This window comes from Cognatundibacterium jejuense (assembly GCF_014284255.1).
GTDB lineage: Bacteria > Pseudomonadota > Gammaproteobacteria > Burkholderiales > Burkholderiaceae_D > Undibacterium > Undibacterium jejuense.
On record NZ_JACOFV010000001.1, the window covers coordinates 322,192 to 339,203 of the forward strand.

Annotated in this window: 12 protein-coding genes; 3 read left to right on the top strand and 9 right to left on the bottom strand. The window is 44.9% G+C overall.

The window, feature by feature from the left end:
- Positions 1–26: 26 nt before the first annotated feature.
- A complete protein-coding gene (locus tag H8K32_RS01535) occupies positions 27–527 on the bottom strand; it encodes an arsenate reductase ArsC (protein ID WP_186910692.1) in 501 nt (166 codons plus the stop codon).
- 403 nt (positions 528–930) lie between these two features.
- Between H8K32_RS01535 and H8K32_RS01540 the strand changes: the two genes are divergently transcribed.
- Positions 931–1,281 carry a DUF3147 family protein gene (locus H8K32_RS01540; RefSeq protein WP_186910693.1) on the top strand — a complete coding sequence of 117 codons (351 nt, stop codon included), beginning with the start codon at positions 931–933 and terminating at the stop codon, positions 1,279–1,281.
- A 157-nt stretch (positions 1,282–1,438) separates the two neighbouring features.
- Here H8K32_RS01540 and H8K32_RS01545 read toward each other — a convergent pair whose 3' ends face one another.
- The 5 genes from H8K32_RS01545 to H8K32_RS01565 are packed head-to-tail and all read right to left on the bottom strand — an operon-like array spanning position 1,439 to position 8,155.
- Positions 1,439–1,918 (bottom strand): acyl-CoA thioesterase, encoded by a 480-nt coding sequence (locus H8K32_RS01545; RefSeq protein WP_186910694.1) that lies wholly within the window; start codon positions 1,916–1,918, stop codon positions 1,439–1,441.
- Positions 1,919–2,308, bottom strand: coding sequence for a RidA family protein (locus H8K32_RS01550; RefSeq protein ID WP_186910695.1), 390 nt, complete (start codon positions 2,306–2,308; stop codon positions 1,919–1,921).
- A gap of 24 nt (positions 2,309–2,332) precedes the next feature.
- On the bottom strand, positions 2,333–3,877 hold the full coding sequence (locus H8K32_RS01555; protein WP_246447062.1) for an efflux transporter outer membrane subunit: 1,545 nt from the start codon (positions 3,875–3,877) through the stop codon (positions 2,333–2,335).
- The gene (locus tag H8K32_RS01560; RefSeq protein ID WP_186910696.1) at positions 3,877–6,969 is read right to left on the bottom strand and encodes an efflux RND transporter permease subunit; all 3,093 of its coding nucleotides are present in this window, start codon (positions 6,967–6,969) and stop codon (positions 3,877–3,879) included. The genes H8K32_RS01555 and H8K32_RS01560 overlap by 1 nt, the downstream gene beginning before the upstream one ends.
- Entirely contained in the window at positions 6,962–8,155 is a 1,194-nt protein-coding gene (locus tag H8K32_RS01565; protein ID WP_186910697.1) for an efflux RND transporter periplasmic adaptor subunit, read from the bottom strand. Before H8K32_RS01565 ends, H8K32_RS01560 begins: the two co-directional genes overlap by 8 nt.
- A 445-nt stretch (positions 8,156–8,600) precedes the next feature.
- Here H8K32_RS01565 and H8K32_RS01570 point away from each other — a divergent pair, with 445 nt between their 5' ends.
- Positions 8,601–10,736, top strand: a complete 2,136-nt coding sequence (locus tag H8K32_RS01570; RefSeq protein WP_186910698.1) for a DUF5710 domain-containing protein — start codon at positions 8,601–8,603, stop codon at positions 10,734–10,736.
- Between the two features lie 41 nt (positions 10,737–10,777).
- Here the strand turns inward: H8K32_RS01570 and H8K32_RS01575 are convergent, their stop codons facing one another.
- Entirely contained in the window at positions 10,778–11,665 is an 888-nt protein-coding gene (locus H8K32_RS01575) for a type 2 periplasmic-binding domain-containing protein (RefSeq protein ID WP_186910699.1), read from the bottom strand.
- A 289-nt stretch (positions 11,666–11,954) separates the two neighbouring features.
- Here H8K32_RS01575 and H8K32_RS01580 point away from each other — a divergent pair, with 289 nt between their 5' ends.
- Complete coding sequence (locus tag H8K32_RS01580; protein ID WP_186910700.1) at positions 11,955–13,133, top strand: cystathionine beta-lyase; 1,179 nt, start codon at positions 11,955–11,957, stop codon at positions 13,131–13,133.
- Positions 13,134–13,164: 31 nt separating this feature from the next.
- On the opposite strand, the gene H8K32_RS01585 is transcribed toward H8K32_RS01580, so the two are convergent.
- Positions 13,165–13,920: a substrate-binding periplasmic protein gene (locus H8K32_RS01585; RefSeq protein WP_186910701.1), complete on the bottom strand. Its 756-nt coding sequence runs from the start codon at positions 13,918–13,920 to the stop codon at positions 13,165–13,167.
- A gap of 268 nt (positions 13,921–14,188) precedes the next feature.
- Entirely contained in the window at positions 14,189–16,924 is a 2,736-nt protein-coding gene (gene acnA, locus H8K32_RS01590; protein ID WP_186910702.1) for an aconitate hydratase AcnA, read from the bottom strand.
- Positions 16,925–17,012 lie beyond the last annotated feature (88 nt).

Here is a 17,012-nt window from a genome sequence, read left to right on the forward strand (position 1 = left end):
ATTACACAAGCTTACGAGACTTTTTATTACGCATTTGGTTCGCCTAATGCTTTGATTTCATCATGCAAAGCATTCTTTTCCAGCAAATGGGTTGGTAGGTTAACGAAGTAATGCATGTTCGCCATAATGTCTCGAAATATCTTGTGAAATATTTTTTTTTGTTCTTCTTCTGTTCCGCCTGCCTTGCTCGGGTCTTCAAATGTCCAATGTGCGGTTAGCGGGTGACCAGGCCAGTACGGGCATGCCTCCTCAGCTGTATCAGCGCAAACGGTAATAATAAAATCCATATGTGGCGCGTCAGGATTTGCAAATTCGTCCCAACTTTTGCTACGCAGTTGTGCAATTGGATATTCAGTCGTCTTGATTTGTTCAACGGCAAGCGGATGGATTTTACCGGTGGGTGCACTACCAGCAGAGTAGGCGCGAAATTTACCATGCCCCATGGTGCTCAACAATGCTTCTGCCATGAGACTACGTGCAGTGTTGCTAGTACATAAAAATAAAACGTTATAAACTTTATCGTTCATGATGAGCTCTTTGTTAGAAAATAAAATTGTTATTCATTTGTCGAGCTTTAAATGCAAGAATTTTGTTAATGCCGTTATATTTTTTACATTATCAGTGTGTTTTTTTGGCTTGCTATTCAGTGATGGAGTCGAGAAATTGTTTATATCATTGGTTTACAAGTAAATCGATTAGTCGGCTTCTCGGTATGTTTTCTTCTATAATTCCAACCCAATTTAGCATTACTGGCTGGCCAATATGAATCAGCATTATATTTGTCAGAATAATATTAAAAGATTATTTTTATATTATTTACATAATTAAAGGGAAACACAATAAAGAATTACGCTTTTATTGTAGTTCGTAAATTTAAAAAGATAAGGTTTGCAATGCGACTGCATTCTTTACATCTAATCCGGAGTGGAAATGGTTTGGCTTATTATTAAATATTTACTCACTTCGGCGGTTGTCGTTACGGTTTCAGAATTGGCAAAATGGAGCGATAAAATAGGTGGCCTGGTCGCGGCTTTGCCTTTGGTGACTCTGCTGGCTTTGATCTGGTTGCAATTAGAAAATCAATCGCAAGCAAAAATTGCTAATCACGCTTGGTACACGTTTTGGTACGTGGTTCCCACATTGCCGATGTTTTTGGCATTTCCTGTTCTGCTTCCACGCATAGGGTTTTGGGCAACTTTGCTCTCTTGTATCGCCATTGCTATCGTGTGTTTTGTTGTGTTTGCCATGATCGTCAGACGCTTTGGGATTGAACTCATGTAGTTCATTGGTATGTACGTATGTCTGCCGTTAAATTTGGTGGTTGGTGGGTATTCCATTCGGGCGGTAATGCCTCAGAACGAAGTGCGAAATGGGGTTTATTAATCACTGATTGCTTATGTTGCTTATGTTGCTTATGTTGCTTATGTTGCTTATTTTCTTATGTCGCCATGGTCACCACAGTTAATGCGGAACCATATTTTTGACAGAATTCAGGTGGCATACGACGCGCTTTGCCGGTGCTTACTTCGATGCATACCAAATGCCACTTTGCACGGAAAATCACAGCGTGGTCGGATTCTCTGACTAACTGAAAACGCCGTTGCATACTCAGTTTCTCATCGCTATCTGTCAGCCACGTCGCCAAAATGAGTTTTTCACTGAGCGTGGAGGGTAGTAAATAGTCATATTCGGCCTGACGTATCGCCATCGCTCTGTCCAGACGTTTGTAGTCAGTCAGGCTTAATCCTAAAGATTCAGAATGCGCCCATCCTATGGTTTCACACCACTGCACATAAACCGCATTGTTGGTGTGATTCAGTCCATCGATGTCTTGTAGAGCTGGAATACGTTGCAGCGTGAACGGTTGCGGAAAATCCCAATTTATCTTGGATTTACTATTGATATCTGTTGCATCCATTCACGTGTTCGCTGATGTGTTTGCAGGCTGATTAACGATTGCTTGTATTTCAATTTCAATTTTGTATTCTGGCCTGATCAATTTCGCACCCACCGTTGTTCTTGACGGGGTATGACCTTGTGGAACCCAGTCATCCCAAACAGAATTCATTGCGGCATAGTCACCGACAGAAGCTAAAAAAATTCTGGCAGAGACAATTGCAGTCTTGTCAGCACCTTCTTTTTCTAATAAACGATCGATGAACATTAAAATTTCCCGTGTCTGGCCAGTGATATCCAGCGAGGTATTTTCAGCGACTTGTCCCGATAAATAGAGTAACTTTGCCTGACCCAGATAGACGGCAGTCATCTCGCTGAAACGTGGTCCAATATCATGTCTGACGATTTTCATTTGCTCTCCGTTATTCTGAGTATATCAGGATGCTGTCTTTGATTTTTCGGGCGTCTCATTTTTACTCATCCATCCACCGCCAAGCGATTGAATCAGTGCTACGGTATCAGATAAACGATTTGCTTGTGCTTGTACCAAAGCTGACTTGGCTTGTTGATAGGCTTGTTCGGCGACCAATAAATTGGCAGTACTGATGTCACCCAGCGCAAACTGTTTGCGTGCAATGGTGACGCTCTTTAAGCTGGCTTGTTCCGACTTATACGCCGCTGCATAGGCATTAGTGTCATGTTGTATTGCTTGAAGTGAATCTGCAACGTTTTGAAATGCCCCCAAGACAGTAGAGCGGTATTGCGCTGCTGCCTGATCGTAGGCGGCCTGCGCGGCAGCTTGTTTATGTTTAAGCGCACCGCCGTCAAAAATTGGCTGGGTAATGTTGGCGGCCAGATTCCAAAATGCACCGCTAGCCTTGAACAGATCAGAGAAGTTCTCAGCAGCCGTACCATAGCTGGTTGCACCAATAGTAAAGTTCGGCAAACGATTGGCAGTAGCTACCCCAATCGCTGCACTGGCTGCATGCATTTGCTCTTCTGCAGCGCGGACGTCAGGGCGTTGCTCAACGAGTTTAGACGGCAAACTCAGCGGCAACTCAGATGGCAATTGCAAGTCAGTTAACTCAAATGTTGCGACGCGAGTGTCATTAGGATAGCGTCCCGCAAGCGCGAGAATCAAATCGCGTTGAACTGACAGTTGTTTTTCTAATGGCGGAAGTAATGCTTCGCTGGCAGCCAGTGCTGCTTCTTGTGCAGCGACGTCTGCTTGTCCAACCTGACCTAATGCCAGCTCGCGTTCAAACATTTGCAGTAATTGTTTTTGGTTGCGAATGACTTCCTGCGTTGAACGTATTTGACCACGCAACATCGCTTCTTGAATCGCTGCGTTTGTTACGTTGCTAGCCAGTGTCAAATAAGCCGCTTCCAATTGGAAACGTTGGTTTTGCTCTTGAGCAGTGCCTGATTCCACTTGACGCCTGGTGCCACCGAACGCGTCTATCGTGTACGAAACTGAAAGCGAAGCGGTTTGTACATCATAATAGCTTGCACCGGATGCTGCTGGACTTGCCAGTGGCTTTGCTACCCGTTGACGAGTGGGGGAGTATGATGCTGATACGCTCGGAAAAAACGCCGCCTCTTGCGCAGCGGTTGATTCTTTTGCAGCACGCAAAGCGGCTTGCGCTGCCTCTATCGTAGGGTTGTTTTTTAAACTCGCTGCTACCAATTCATTGAGGGACTGGTTGTGGAATAACTCCCACCATTCAGCAGGAATGTCGCGTCCCTCAACAAGTTTTTGGCTTTCCACCATATATTTGCGATTGACCTCAGCAGTGACTTTCGCATCTGAGTTTGCGGTTTTTACTAGGTAGGTCTCTGGTAGTGCTTGAGACGGACGTTGGTAGTCCGGCCCGACGGTGCATCCGCCTAAGCTACCCAAGCCAGCCACAATTGTTACGACCAAAGCCAGTTCGAGTGGGGTGCGCTTCAATTTCATGAAAGATAAAGATGTCGTCTTCATTATCGGCTCTGCCTTAAGTTTTTATGTTCTCTGCTTTCGACAAAGTGTTCTAGCGCAAAATAAAACGTTGGCAAAATGAATAAGGTCAATAGGGTGGAGATAATCAAGCCGCCAACGACGACAGTTGCCAGATCACGTTGCACGTCAGTACCAACGCCCGTTGCTAAGGCTGCTGGCAACATGCCAAAGGATGCGACCGTGGCTGTCATTAACACAGGGCGCAAACGTTCAGCTGCGCCTTTGATGACGGTGTTATGCAAGTTCAGCCCACTACCACGAACGCGGCGGAAGTTAGCGACCATGATAATGCCGTTCTGAACAGAGACACCAAACAGGGCAATGAAGCCAACCGCAGTTGCAACGTTTAGTGTTTCTCCGGTCAGGTGAATAGCGATCAAGCCACCTAGAGCAGCGAGTGGTACTACGCCTAGCACCAGGATCGCTTGGCGCAATTTGCCAAACTGGAAGAACAACAGTACACCCATCACCAGTAAAACGATTCCCAGAATGACGGTCAGTCTTTCCTGCGCACGTCGTTGGTTTTCGAATTGACCTGCCCACTCAAGGTGGACTTTTTCCTTATTGAATTTCACCTCAGCATCGATGCGTTTTTGTGCTTCTGCTAAATAAGAAGTCAAATCTCGACCACGATTGTCAATCCGGACGGTCACTTGTCGTTCGTTAAATTCATGCGAAATAGTACTTTCACCAGTTTGCATTTGTATCGTTGCTAATTGTGAAAGTGGAATTTTTGCTCCGCTGGAACTATTCAAAAACAAATTACCCAGAGACTCAATATTGGCTTTGCTCTCTTTGGGGAATCTGACTGTGACGTTATATGTTCGATCTTCCACAAATACTGGCGTAACAGGTGCTCCTCCAATGCCAGTTTGAATCAGCGCAGAAATGTCTTGTACATTGATACCAAATCGAGCGGCAGCTTCGCGATTGACTTTGATTGCTAACTGCGGAATTGGTGGCTCCTGAAACAAAGACGCAGAAGCGGTACCCCTGATTGATTGCAAAATATCGACAATCTGGTTGCCAATTCGACGATTCTCTTTGAGATCTGTTCCATAAACCCGCAGTACCAATGGGCTATGAGCACCACCGATAGCGTCGTTGACGCCATCAATAATAGGTTGGCTAATACCGATAGAAAAGCCGGGCATCTGTTCAAATCGTTTGGTGAGTCTTTCGATTAACTCTGCCTTACTTTCATGATCAGGCCATTCGTTATAGGGCTTTAATCCCACCGGAACTTCAATATGTGAAGGTGTCCAAGGGTCTGTACCTCCGTCACTTCGACCTAGCTGAGTCACGACATACGAAACTTCCGGAAATTCATGTATGGTGCGCCGCAATTCAGTTGCCATTTCATTGGCTTTGTCCAATGAAATGCCAGAAGGTAGTTGAACTTGTAACCATAAGGCACCTTCATCCAATTCAGGTAAAAATTCGCGACCTGCACTTGCACCCAAAATGACGACAGCCACCAGCGCAATAGCGGCAGCACTGTACGCAATAAAAGGTTGATGTAATAGATGATCCAGTATCGAACTATATTTGTCTGTGAGCCAGACCAATGGACGATTATGGAAAATTTTTTGCGGTTTGCGTAGTGCAGCAAACGCCAAACCCGGGATGAGTACGAGAGAGCATATTAAAGCACCTAATAGCGCATAACCAACTGTGTATGCCATTGGCGTAAATAGCTTACCCTCGGCACGTTGGAATGCAAACAACGGCAAATATGCAGTGATGATAATCAGTGTTGCAAAAAAAATCGGGCTGGCAACTTGACTCACGGTTTCTAAAATGTCTTCTTCATTGAGTTCTACGTCGGGTGCTTCCTCACGACGCCGCAAAATCGCTTCCATCACGACAATCGCACCATCGACAATAATACCGAAGTCGATTGCCCCTAATGAGAACAAGTTAGCTGGCATTTTGGTTGCGTACATGATGATGAATACGGTCACCAACGCAATTGGAATTGCCACGGCAGCAACGATGGCGCTGCGAGGGCTGCCAAGGAAGAGGATCAAGACGATGCAAACTAAGCCTATCCCTTCTATCACTGTATGCGAGACTTTGTGTACCGTTAATTTAACCAGATCATCGCGATCAATGTACGGCACAATTTTGATACCCATTGGCGTTAGACGCTTTTGCAATTCTTCGAATTTGGCATGAACCTTTTCCAGAACCTTTGAAGGGTTCTCATACTTGAGCATCAAAACGATGCCTTCTATGGTGTCAGGATTTGTATCTTTTCCTAAAATACCTTCCCGCTCTTGATGTCCAAATTGGAGTTTGCCTAAGTCACGAATTGAGACCGGCACGCCGTTACTTTGCGTGACGACGACGGAGCCCAAATCATCCAGAGAATGCACTTGACCAATGCCGCGAACGACATAGCTCTGCTCGCCACGAGAGATGCGTCCGCCACCGGCATTGGAGGTATTGGCGTTGATGGCAGTGACGACATCATTGAGAACGACGTTATACCGCTGCAGTTGGCGAGGATCAAGTTCGAGTTGAAACTCTTTGGTGAAACCACCAAAATTGTTCACATCTGCAATGCCAGGAACTTGTTTAAATGCTGGAGTTACTATCCATTTTTGCACCTCGGATAGTTCCATCAGGTTTTTTGTATCGGATTCTAATGTATAGCGAAATATTTCGCCTGCTGGACTTGATACAGGAGCGAGAGAGGCTTGGACGCCAGGAGGTAAAGTTACCTGAGCAATTCTCTCATTTACACGTTGACGGGCAAAATAATCTTCAACACCATCCTGAAAAACTAAGGTAATCAGTGAGAGCGCGAAAGTGCTGCTCGAGCGCGTGGCAGTTACTCCCGGCGTATTGCTCAATGCTCGTTCTATTGGTATTGTAATTTGCTGTTCAATTTCTTCTGCTGCTAATCCCGGCACTTGTGTCGTAACCTGCACGGTGACATCGCTAATGTCCGGATAGGCTTCAACGGCCATTTTTGTCCACGACAAATAGCCGTAAATACTCACCAATATGGCGATAACCCATGCCAGATGACGACGCCTGAAACATAAAGCGATTAACTGATTAATCATTGAGCAGCACTCCGCCACTGACGACAACTTTATCGCCTTGATTTAGTCCACTTAAAATCGCCGCTGAGTCTGATTCTTCATTGCCGAGCGTGACGGTTTTGCGAACGAAGGTCCATGGTGCCACTTCAACAAATACCGTGATGCTATCGTTGTTCATCAACAGCGCGGATGTAGGAACGCGGATTTGCTTAGCCTGAGGTATGGAAACCGAGACAGTTGCAAACATATTTGGTTTTAACAGTCCGTCTTTATTGTTGGCTTCAATACGTGTCTTATTGCGGCGCGTATCCGGCTCTAGAATGGAACTGACAACATCTACTTTGCCCTTAATGACTTTGTTAGGGTAGGCAGCGAGTCGAATATCAGTCGCCTGACCTTTTGAAATCGATTGCAATTGTGATTCTGGAACGTTGGCGGTCACCCAAACCGTCTCAAGGTTAGAGATCGTCATGATGGCGGCGGTTGCATCATTGATGTAAGCGCCGGGTGCATTGTTAAGCGCGGTGATTGTGCCTGAAACAGGTGCCGCAATATTTAATGCGCGGGACTTTTCACCTGCCTTATCAACGCCTAGCGTGTTTAATCTGTTACCAGCGCGCTTTTCTTCCGCGGCCGCTTGGGAGTAGTTACTTTGTAGTTGTTCCAAATCTTTGGCTGCGTTCGCGCCGGCGGCGTTCACGCCCTTACCGCGGTTCAACGCCTGACGTGCGAGTTCTAAAGCATCTTTAGCTTTATCGTAGTCAGAATAAGCTTGTGCCAAATCGCCTGAACTGATAACCGCAAGTAATTGCCCTTGTTTGACGGAGTCGCCCAACTTCACCTTGAGTTCCAACAGGCGCCCAGTCAAAGGTGGCAATACATTGACTGTTTTACTTGGGTTGGCTTCTACTACAGCGGGAAAATTTAATATGTGAGGGATGTCAGTCATTGTTACCGTCGCTACTTTCAGACGGGTGCGAAAAGGAGATTTTTCTGGAACGATCAGCTTTTCACCAGAGCGTACCAACATGGGCTCAGGGGTACTACCTTTATTGTTATCCGCATTTGCCGATGAGACCGCGAATATTGCACACATTGCTAATACTGGTAAAGCTCCGAGGGTGGCAACTTTTAGGGAGGTTTGACGGGGATGCGCGCTGAGTAAGGATATGGTTGTTTTTATGATTTTGATTGCAGTATTGCGCATGCAATTGCTCCTGGTTGAGTACTTAACTTCATTGTCGTTCTCTGTCGCATCAGGACAAAATGACATTGAGTTGCTGAAATCGACTATCTGCCACGGGCGGGGCGAGATGGTAAAAAATTACATTTTGTCGTTAATGTAAGTGACTTAATTTACTTGGTGATGACATAAATCGTAAGATGTAAGTGGGTAAAAATCTGAACTAACGGAGAAAATTGCCACCTATATCATTCACGGACAATCCAAAACAACAAATAAGATGATTTCTGACTGATTCAATTGAAATTGAAATAAACGTATTTGTTTTATTCGTTTTTGGCGCACATTATAGGCGAACCAATGAAGATTCTTTTAAATTAATTATCAAATTACTTTGCTCAAATAGCGCCTTGATTTGATGGTCTAAGGTAGACTTGTCGCATTTTCCCAACGCAATTAACGGTCAGCTATGAGCGATAACGTAGTTTCTAAGTTTTTTCCAAAAAAAATAGTCAGAAACCAAGAACAGATCGACATACAGATAGCAAAACATCATGTCATTTTAGTGCAGGCAAATGCCGGGGCAGCAAAAACAACCACGTTGGCACTACGGATCGGTGAAGCTTTAGCGAATAATGTGTCACCTGAAAAAATTCTGGCCTTGACCTTTACTGATGCTGCGCGTGAAGTGATGCGTTCACGACTTATTGAGCTCGGAGTAAACTATAAGATAGTTAATGAGATTCAAATATTAACATTTGAAGAATTTTCTCAAAAGGTCTTGCTTAGCATAGAAGGCGAGGAGGTAAAACAGATCGCTCAGACAAGGAATCTCAAGTTGTTTGCGTTGCAGGCCTTGGATCACGTAGCACAACAATATGGACAAAAATTCGATTTTTTACAGATAGAAACTCACAACATCGCAATCGCCCAGTTTCTGGAGGCGCAACTTAGATTAAAAGCGATGATGGTTCTGGATCCATATTTTGATCTGGATGAAATTGAAAATGTGTTCAGCCTTTGGGGCGTCACCCCGACCGAGTATCTGACCGCCATCGAATATGAGCGCATCCGCCGCGGGAAAAAAGATAGTCCGCTTTTCCGTGCAGAATTTGATGCCACCTACGATTTGGCTCAATACCTTCTCGCGTATCCAGGAATAGAGCAGCATTTACCTGATTATCGTTTGGTAATTTGCGATGAATTGCATGATTTAAATGAAGCTGCTTTTTGCATATTAAGTAAGCTGATAGCAACAGAGAGAAGGTGTTATTTTGTCGGCGCGGGGGATGAGCATCAGGTGATTCATGCAACGCTCGGAGCGAGCCGTGAATTTCTGGAAACTCGTTTTAAAGCCGCATTTCCAGCTCTAAAACATCTTCCGCTTACGATCACCTATCGCCACGACCCGCACCTGGCGTATGCAATGCGTGAATTTGCGGGAAAATCTATCGAGTCTTTTGTCACTAAGCGCACAGAAATACAGCTTTTAAATTACGGCGAACTTTCCGAATCAGCCAGTAAAACGCTGATTGTTGCGCTAAAAAAATGGGAGAAGGATGGAAACTCCCTGGAAGGATGCGCGATATTATTGCGGAATCGCGATCAATCAATAGAGATCGAAAATGCGCTGCGAATTGCAAAGATTGATTATAAAACCCCAGCCATGGCGAGTTATTTGCAATGGGAAGAGGTACTTTTTTTGCGCGGAATCATGGCAATTGTGCTCAATGATCTTTCATCGATAAAAAGTTATGAAGTGCGTAGCGGTGTGTTGGACGCATTGGCAACCTTTGGTGATTTGAGAATTCCTGCGTCTGAATTGGAAAGCGGTAAATATACGGTCGCAAAAAATCCCGAATTAATTTTTGATTTTTTCAAAAAATTTATACAGGATGCGAATGCTCTGCATATTAAGCTTTTGGCAAGTATAATTGCAGATATAAAGCAATCAGGTCCCGATACGAATGCTGCAGACGTATTAAATGATATTGTGATTCGCTTGAATCTGCAGGGGATTGCGCGGCGCTTATTTATCCGCGCCTATGATGCGAGTGTCGTTGAAAAATCCATTGCTGGCTTTATTGATGTGGCTAAACAATCAGGTTTGAATCTCAAGGATTTCGCGCAGTTATTGAATGAAGCTGAGACCTTTGCGACTCGCAAACGAGAGAAAGACTTTGTCATGCTTGATACGGTTGCGAATGTGAAGGGGCGTGAATTTGAACACGTGATTATTCCTAGCATGGAAAGCAAAGTTTTTCCTCACCTACTGTCGGATGCGAAGGATGAAAGAAATCTCTTCTATGTCGCTGCAACTCGTACTAAGTCGCGCCTTAGCTTGCTTATGCCTGAACAGGAGTCTTTGCGCAGTCCTTTCATTGCAGCGATGAATCTGGACTCCTTTAAAGCTGAGGCAAATAAAGCGTTGGCCAGAAATGCATCGCGAGAAACTTCAACAGTTGCCGGGCGACAGTATCTGAAAGTGCCTTTTCATGAAAAAGATATTGCTAAAGGACTTGGGGCTCGATTTGATATGGCGAGAAAGGCTTGGTATGTTGAAGCTGGTACCGACATCAAGCCATTTTCTGCATGGATGAAATGAAGCTGAATTGATTTAGCTGTATTAGCTCATCAAATAACTACTCATTGTTTTGGCGGGCTATACCAAAGACTGGCGTCGTTTAATGGCGTATTTTTGGGTAGAACCGGATTGCTTAGTCTTATCAATCGCCTACCTTTTAAGTTCAGCTTTTCAATCGCATTCATATTGTATTTATTGAAAATGCTGTCAAAGCTGCCATCTTTTCGCATGATTTGCAAACCTGTCTCAATGCGCTCTTTAAGTTGTTGATCTTTGAGATTGAAAAAGAAATAAACCGGAAATTGGTAATAAAAAGCTAAATTTTTTTCTATCGCGATTTCCGGATAGATTTCGTGGTAACGCTCATATTCACCCAAAAGCTCGCCAACGCCTCTGGGGAACATATCAAAGCGACGACCAGCGAGCATTTTGCTTAGTTGCGCGTAAGGAGCCTGAATAACCTCAATCCCATGTGCCTTATAGACAGGGATATCATTCCAATCGATGCCTTGACCGACCGTAAATTTTTTTAAGTCTTCTTCAGTCTTGATCTGGTCAAATTTGCTTTGATCTTCTTTTCGAATTAGAGGAATCCTGTATCCGAGTAAGCCTTTACGTAACGGGATACGAATAACCAAAAATTTTCGCTCTAATTCTTCAGAGGTAGGATTCCATATGACATTGACGCTGTGATCGTCACGTTCTAAATCTTCTACTGAGCGCTTTTTAGGGACGAAACTGCTGCTTGGGCCACACTCAAAGTCACCGTATTTTGCGCGTGTTTTTTCCAGAGCTGTGCGCAGAATCTCGATGACGTCATTGAAGCGCGTATCGTTTTCTATTTCGCCAGCAGGATAGGTAACTCTGGTCGTCGTAGCCAACACAAGCGATGGGTTGGCGAACACCAGCAAGATCAAGGTTATCTTTAGAAATCTGCTTAATGCAATCATGTTAAAACATATCCATAGATTTATTTTTGATAAAAATATCCTGGATATTTTTGAGCTAATAATTTACCTGCTATATCTCAATTATCATCAAGCGGCTTTATTCCGCTGATGTTTAGTCATTATTTATTCGCATAGACAGTTCGTCTAGTGCGGCATCCTGCCTGTAACTTATGTCATGTTGATGACGAAAGACAAGGTTTGTTAAACAATGCTGTTCAACTCTGTATGATAGCCTTCTGGTATCTTACCTGAAATATGCGTAAACACTGTTAAACAATGGGACATGATCATGGAATGTAATGGTAAAAAAGCATCTGGTTTCAATACGCAAATTATTCATGATGAATATCAGGCTCCAGCTGGGTTCGCGGCATTTACAGTGCCTATTCATCATGCATCGACGGTGCTGTTTGACAACGTTGCAGCGATGCGCGCAAGAACCTGGTTAGAAAAATCCTCATATACATATGGGCTGCACGGTACGCCAACCAGCTTTACCTTGGAAGCGCGACTAGCTCAGATTGAAGGTGGCAATCATTGCTTGTTGGCGCCAAGCGGTCTGGCAGCGATTACTTTAATTGATCTGACTTTTTTGCAAAGTGGTGATGATGTTTTAATCCCAGATAACGCCTATGGCCCGAATCGTGAATTGGCAAATTGGCTCAGTGGCAGTTTTGGCGTCAGTGCCAGATTTTATGATCCGCTGATAGGCGCTGGCATCACGGATCTGATTCAGAGTAATACCAAATTGATCTGGACTGAAGCACCTGGCTCTGTCTCAATGGAGGTGCCAGATATTCCTGCCATTTGTGCTGCTGCCCGTGAAAAAGGCGTGTTAGTCGCTCTGGATAATACATGGGCGGCAGGCGTCGCATTTTCTGCGTTTGATCATGGCGTAGATATCGTGATGCAAGCCTTGACCAAATATCAAAGCGGCGGATCGGACGTTTTGATGGGCGCGGTCATCACCAGGAGTAAAGAGTTAAATGCGCGATTGTTGACAGCACATATGCGTTTGGGTTTGGGCGTGGGGATGGACGATGCTTATCTGGTTCTGCGAAATCTGCCAACGCTGAAATTACGTTTTGATGCACATGATAGTTCCGCACGTAAGGTGGCGAGATGGTTGTCACAACGCCCTGAGATTACGAAGGTCTTACATCCAGCTTTGCCTGATTGCCCGGGGCACGATGTGTGGAAACGTGATTTTACTGGCGCTGGCGGTTTATTTTCTGTGCTGTTTGATGCCCGTTATTCGGAACAGCAAACAGATCGTTTTGTCGATCATCTGAAGTTGTTTAAGATTGGTTTTAGCTGGGGTGGGGCGCATAGTTTGTGTGTTCCTTATCGCATAGAGAAAATGCGCGGTAACTGGACTGACAAAGGCGTTTTGGTGCGATTTAATATCGGACTCGAAGATGCGGATGATTTGATTGCGGATATCGAGCAGGCACTGATGCAATTGTAGGTCAGTGATATTTTCAAAAAGTGAGGGAATTTTATTGAATTCCCTCACGTTCAATGAGGTTGTTGAGGTCCCCGCTTTTTATTAGCTGGTTTAAGCCTTGATTAAGGCTGTCGATGATTTCTTCTGCTTGCGGGTGCGTTTTGCTCACAGCAAATTGCAGAGCGTATTTGTTGGTTTCAGGGATACGTAGTATTTGATACTGCCGCTCATCAATTTGCAATAGTTCTAGCGCTGAAAAACCAGCAAAAACTTCTCGCATGTCGACCACAATATCACAGTAGGTCCTGTCAATTTTTTTGAGCAGGCTTGTGTAATTTGTGGCGCCGCTGTCAATCTTTTGGGGAGGGAGGTTGGTGTAGAGGGTTGAGGCACCATGCAAGGCGCATATTTTGTAATTATTTAAGTCGCTCAAGATTTTCAATGGCGGGGACGAAAAGCGTTTTTTTGAGTATAAATAGGATGGGGTCAGGCTCATATAGGGTTTCGAGAACAAGAAAGTTTGTTCACGATCAGGCGTCCTGAATACCGACATCACAATGTCGACATCAAGTTGCGACTGCGCCTGATAGAGGCAACGCGCCCATGGGAGAAGCTTAATATTAATTTTATTCGGAAATATATTTCTTAATATTTCTGCAGAAATTCCTTTCACGAACTGAGTTTGATTCGTCACGTACGACATTGGAGGCCAGTTATTGTCTCCTCCGCAGGCATTCAAAACCGCAGCGTTCGTCACTCCACATGTGCATGTCAAAAGCAGGCTGACAAAGATTGCGATGATTCTCATTTGAAAGTATGTGATCAGATATTACGGGTCGAGTGAAATTTCGGGTGAGCACTTTGTTATTTATTTAGTGTGCGATTTAATGATAGAGCAAGAACGAGGTACTGAAAATGTATTTCTGTTTTTGAGATGAGGTAATCGTATTAAGCTCATTGTCGCCAGAATGAAAAAAGGGGAAACTGTTTGTTCAGTTTCCCCTTTTTTTTGCATGTTTTAGCCTAACAACTACTCAACTGTTTGCTGTACGAAATATCGCGCAGCAAACACTCGATTAAGCTGACAACAATTGACGCAATACGAATGGCAGGATACCGCCATGTTTGTAGTAGTCAACTTCGATTGGTGTATCGATACGCAACAGGACTTTGACATCTTGTGTTTCGCCGTTTGCACGGTGAATTACCAGTGTGACTTCTTGTTGTGGTTTGATTTCGTTTTCGATACCTTTCAGGTCGAAAGATTCATTACCTGTGATACCTAAAGAGTCAACGCTGTCAGTACCGATGAATTGCAGTGGCAACACGCCCATGCCAACCAGGTTGGAACGGTGGATACGCTCGAAGGACTTAGCGATGACCGCTTTTACGCCCAACAGTTGTGTGCCTTTAGCAGCCCAGTCACGTGAAGAACCAGTACCATATTCTTCGCCGCCGAAGATCATGGTTGGTGTGCCTTCAGCAACGTATTTCATCGCTGCATCGTAGATTGCCATTTGTTCGCCAGTTGGTTGGAACAATGTTTCGCCGCCTTCAACACGGGAACCATCTTCCTTCGCTGGGATCATCAGGTTTTTGATACGAACGTTCGCAAATGTACCGCGCATCATGATTTCATGGTTACCACGACGTGAGCCGTAGGAGTTGAAATCTGCTTTCAGAACGCCGTTTTCTTTCAGCCATTTGCCTGCAGGGCTGGATTCTTTGATCGAACCAGCTGGAGAAATATGGTCAGTTGTGATGGAGTCACCGAATACGCCCAATGCACGTGCGCCAGTGATGCCGGTCGCCGCTGCTTTTGGCTCCATTGTGAAGTCAGCAAAGAATGGTGGTTCAGCAATGTAAGTAGATGTTGGCCAGTTGTAGACTTCGCCTTCCGCTACGCCTTTGATGTTTTCCCACAGTTTGCCTGGTGCGCCTTTAACGTCAGCGTAGTTGTCTTTGAACGTTTTGGAGTTCATCGCGAACTTCATCAGTTTTTGGATTTCTGCGCTGGTTGGCCAGATGTCGCCCAAGAAAATGTCTTTGCCTTTAACGCGACCAACTGGTTCTGTCATCAAATCTTTAGTCATGTTGCCAGCGATAGCATAAGCAACGACCAATGGAGGAGAAGCCAGGAAGTTAGAGCGAATGTTCGGGTGAATACGCGCTTCAAAGTTACGGTTACCAGACAAGACGGCAGATGCCACGATGTCGTTTGCAACGATTGCTTCGTTCATTGCTGGAGTCAAGTCACCAGCATTACCGATACAAGTGGTGCAACCGTAGGCAGTCACGCCAAAGCCCAGTTTTTCCAGGTATGGCAACAGGCCAGCTGCTTCCAGGTACTTGGTTACAACGCGGGAGCCAGGAGCCAGGGATGTTTTGATGTGTGGTGCTACTTTCAGACCAGCTTCAACCGCTTTCTTCGCCAGCAAACCAGCAGCCAACAATACGCTAGGGTTGGAAGTGTTGGTGCAGGAAGTAATAGCAGCGATCAACACGTCGCCATTTTTAACTTTAACGTTGTCGCTGTTGACGTAGACCGCTTCCAGATCTTCAGCTTTTTTGTTGAAGCCGTTTTCAGATGTTGGTTTGGAGAACAGATCAGCAAAAGTTGATTTAACGTGACCGATTTCGATACGATCTTGTGGGCGCTTAGGGCCAGCTAAAGATGGAGCAACAGTGGACAGATCCAGAGAGATTTCTGTGGTGTAGTCAATGTCGCCTTTTTTCGGAATACCGAACATTTTTTGGGCTTTGAAATAGCCTTCAAATGCATCGATTTCTGCTTTTGTACGGCCAGTGCCTTTGAAATAGTCGATGGTTGCTTCATCAACTGGGAAGAAGCCCATTGTCGCGCCGTATTCTGGCGCCATGTTAGCGATCGTTGCGCGATCCGTCAGAGACAGGGAGCGCGTGCCTTCGCCGAAGAATTCAACAAACTTACCAACTACTTTTGCTTTACGCAGCAATTCAGTAATCGTCAGAACCAGATCCGTTGCTGTACAACCTTCGCGCAATGCGCCAGTCAGGTTGACACCAACGACGTCAGGGGTCAGGAAGTAAACTGGTTGGCCTAACATGCCAGCTTCAGCTTCAATACCGCCCACGCCCCAGCCTACAACGCCGATACCGTTGATCATGGTGGTGTGGGAGTCGGTACCTACCAGTGTGTCTGGATAGTAAACTTCGTTTTTCTTCGCGTCTTTTACTTTGTGAACGCCGCGTGCCAGGTATTCCAGATTGACCTGGTGAACGATACCAAAGCCTGGAGGAACAACGCCGAATGTATCGAACGCTTGCATACCCCATTTCATGAACTGGTAACGCTCATTATTGCGTTCAAATTCCAGTTTCATGTTCAGATCGAGGGCTTTCTTTTCACGGAAATGATCGATTTGTACAGAATGGTCAACAACCAGATCAACAGGAACCAATGGCTCGATGTTTTTTGGGTTTTTGCCTTGTTTCGCAGCAACGTTACGCATCGCAGCCAGATCAGCCAGCAGTGGAACACCAGTAAAATCTTGCAGAACAACGCGAGAAACAACGAAAGGAATTTCATCGGTACGGGTTGCAGTTGCGCCCCAGTTAGCCAATTGCTTTACGTGTTCTTCAGTAACTTTTTTGCCGTCGCAGTTACGCAGAACAGATTCCAGAACTACGCGAATAGACACTGGCAAGCGAGAAATTTTTACGCCCAGATTTTTTTCCAGTGCTGGCAAAGAAAAGAATTTGCCTTTCTTTGTTTCTGAAATTTTAAAGTCTTTCAGGGTTTTGAATGCATCTTGATACGCATTTTGGCTCATGGCTGTTCCTTATTTACAAAAATCAATGATCAAAAATATGCTTACTGCTTTTATATTGAGCAATGTGTCACTCCACCGATTCAAACAA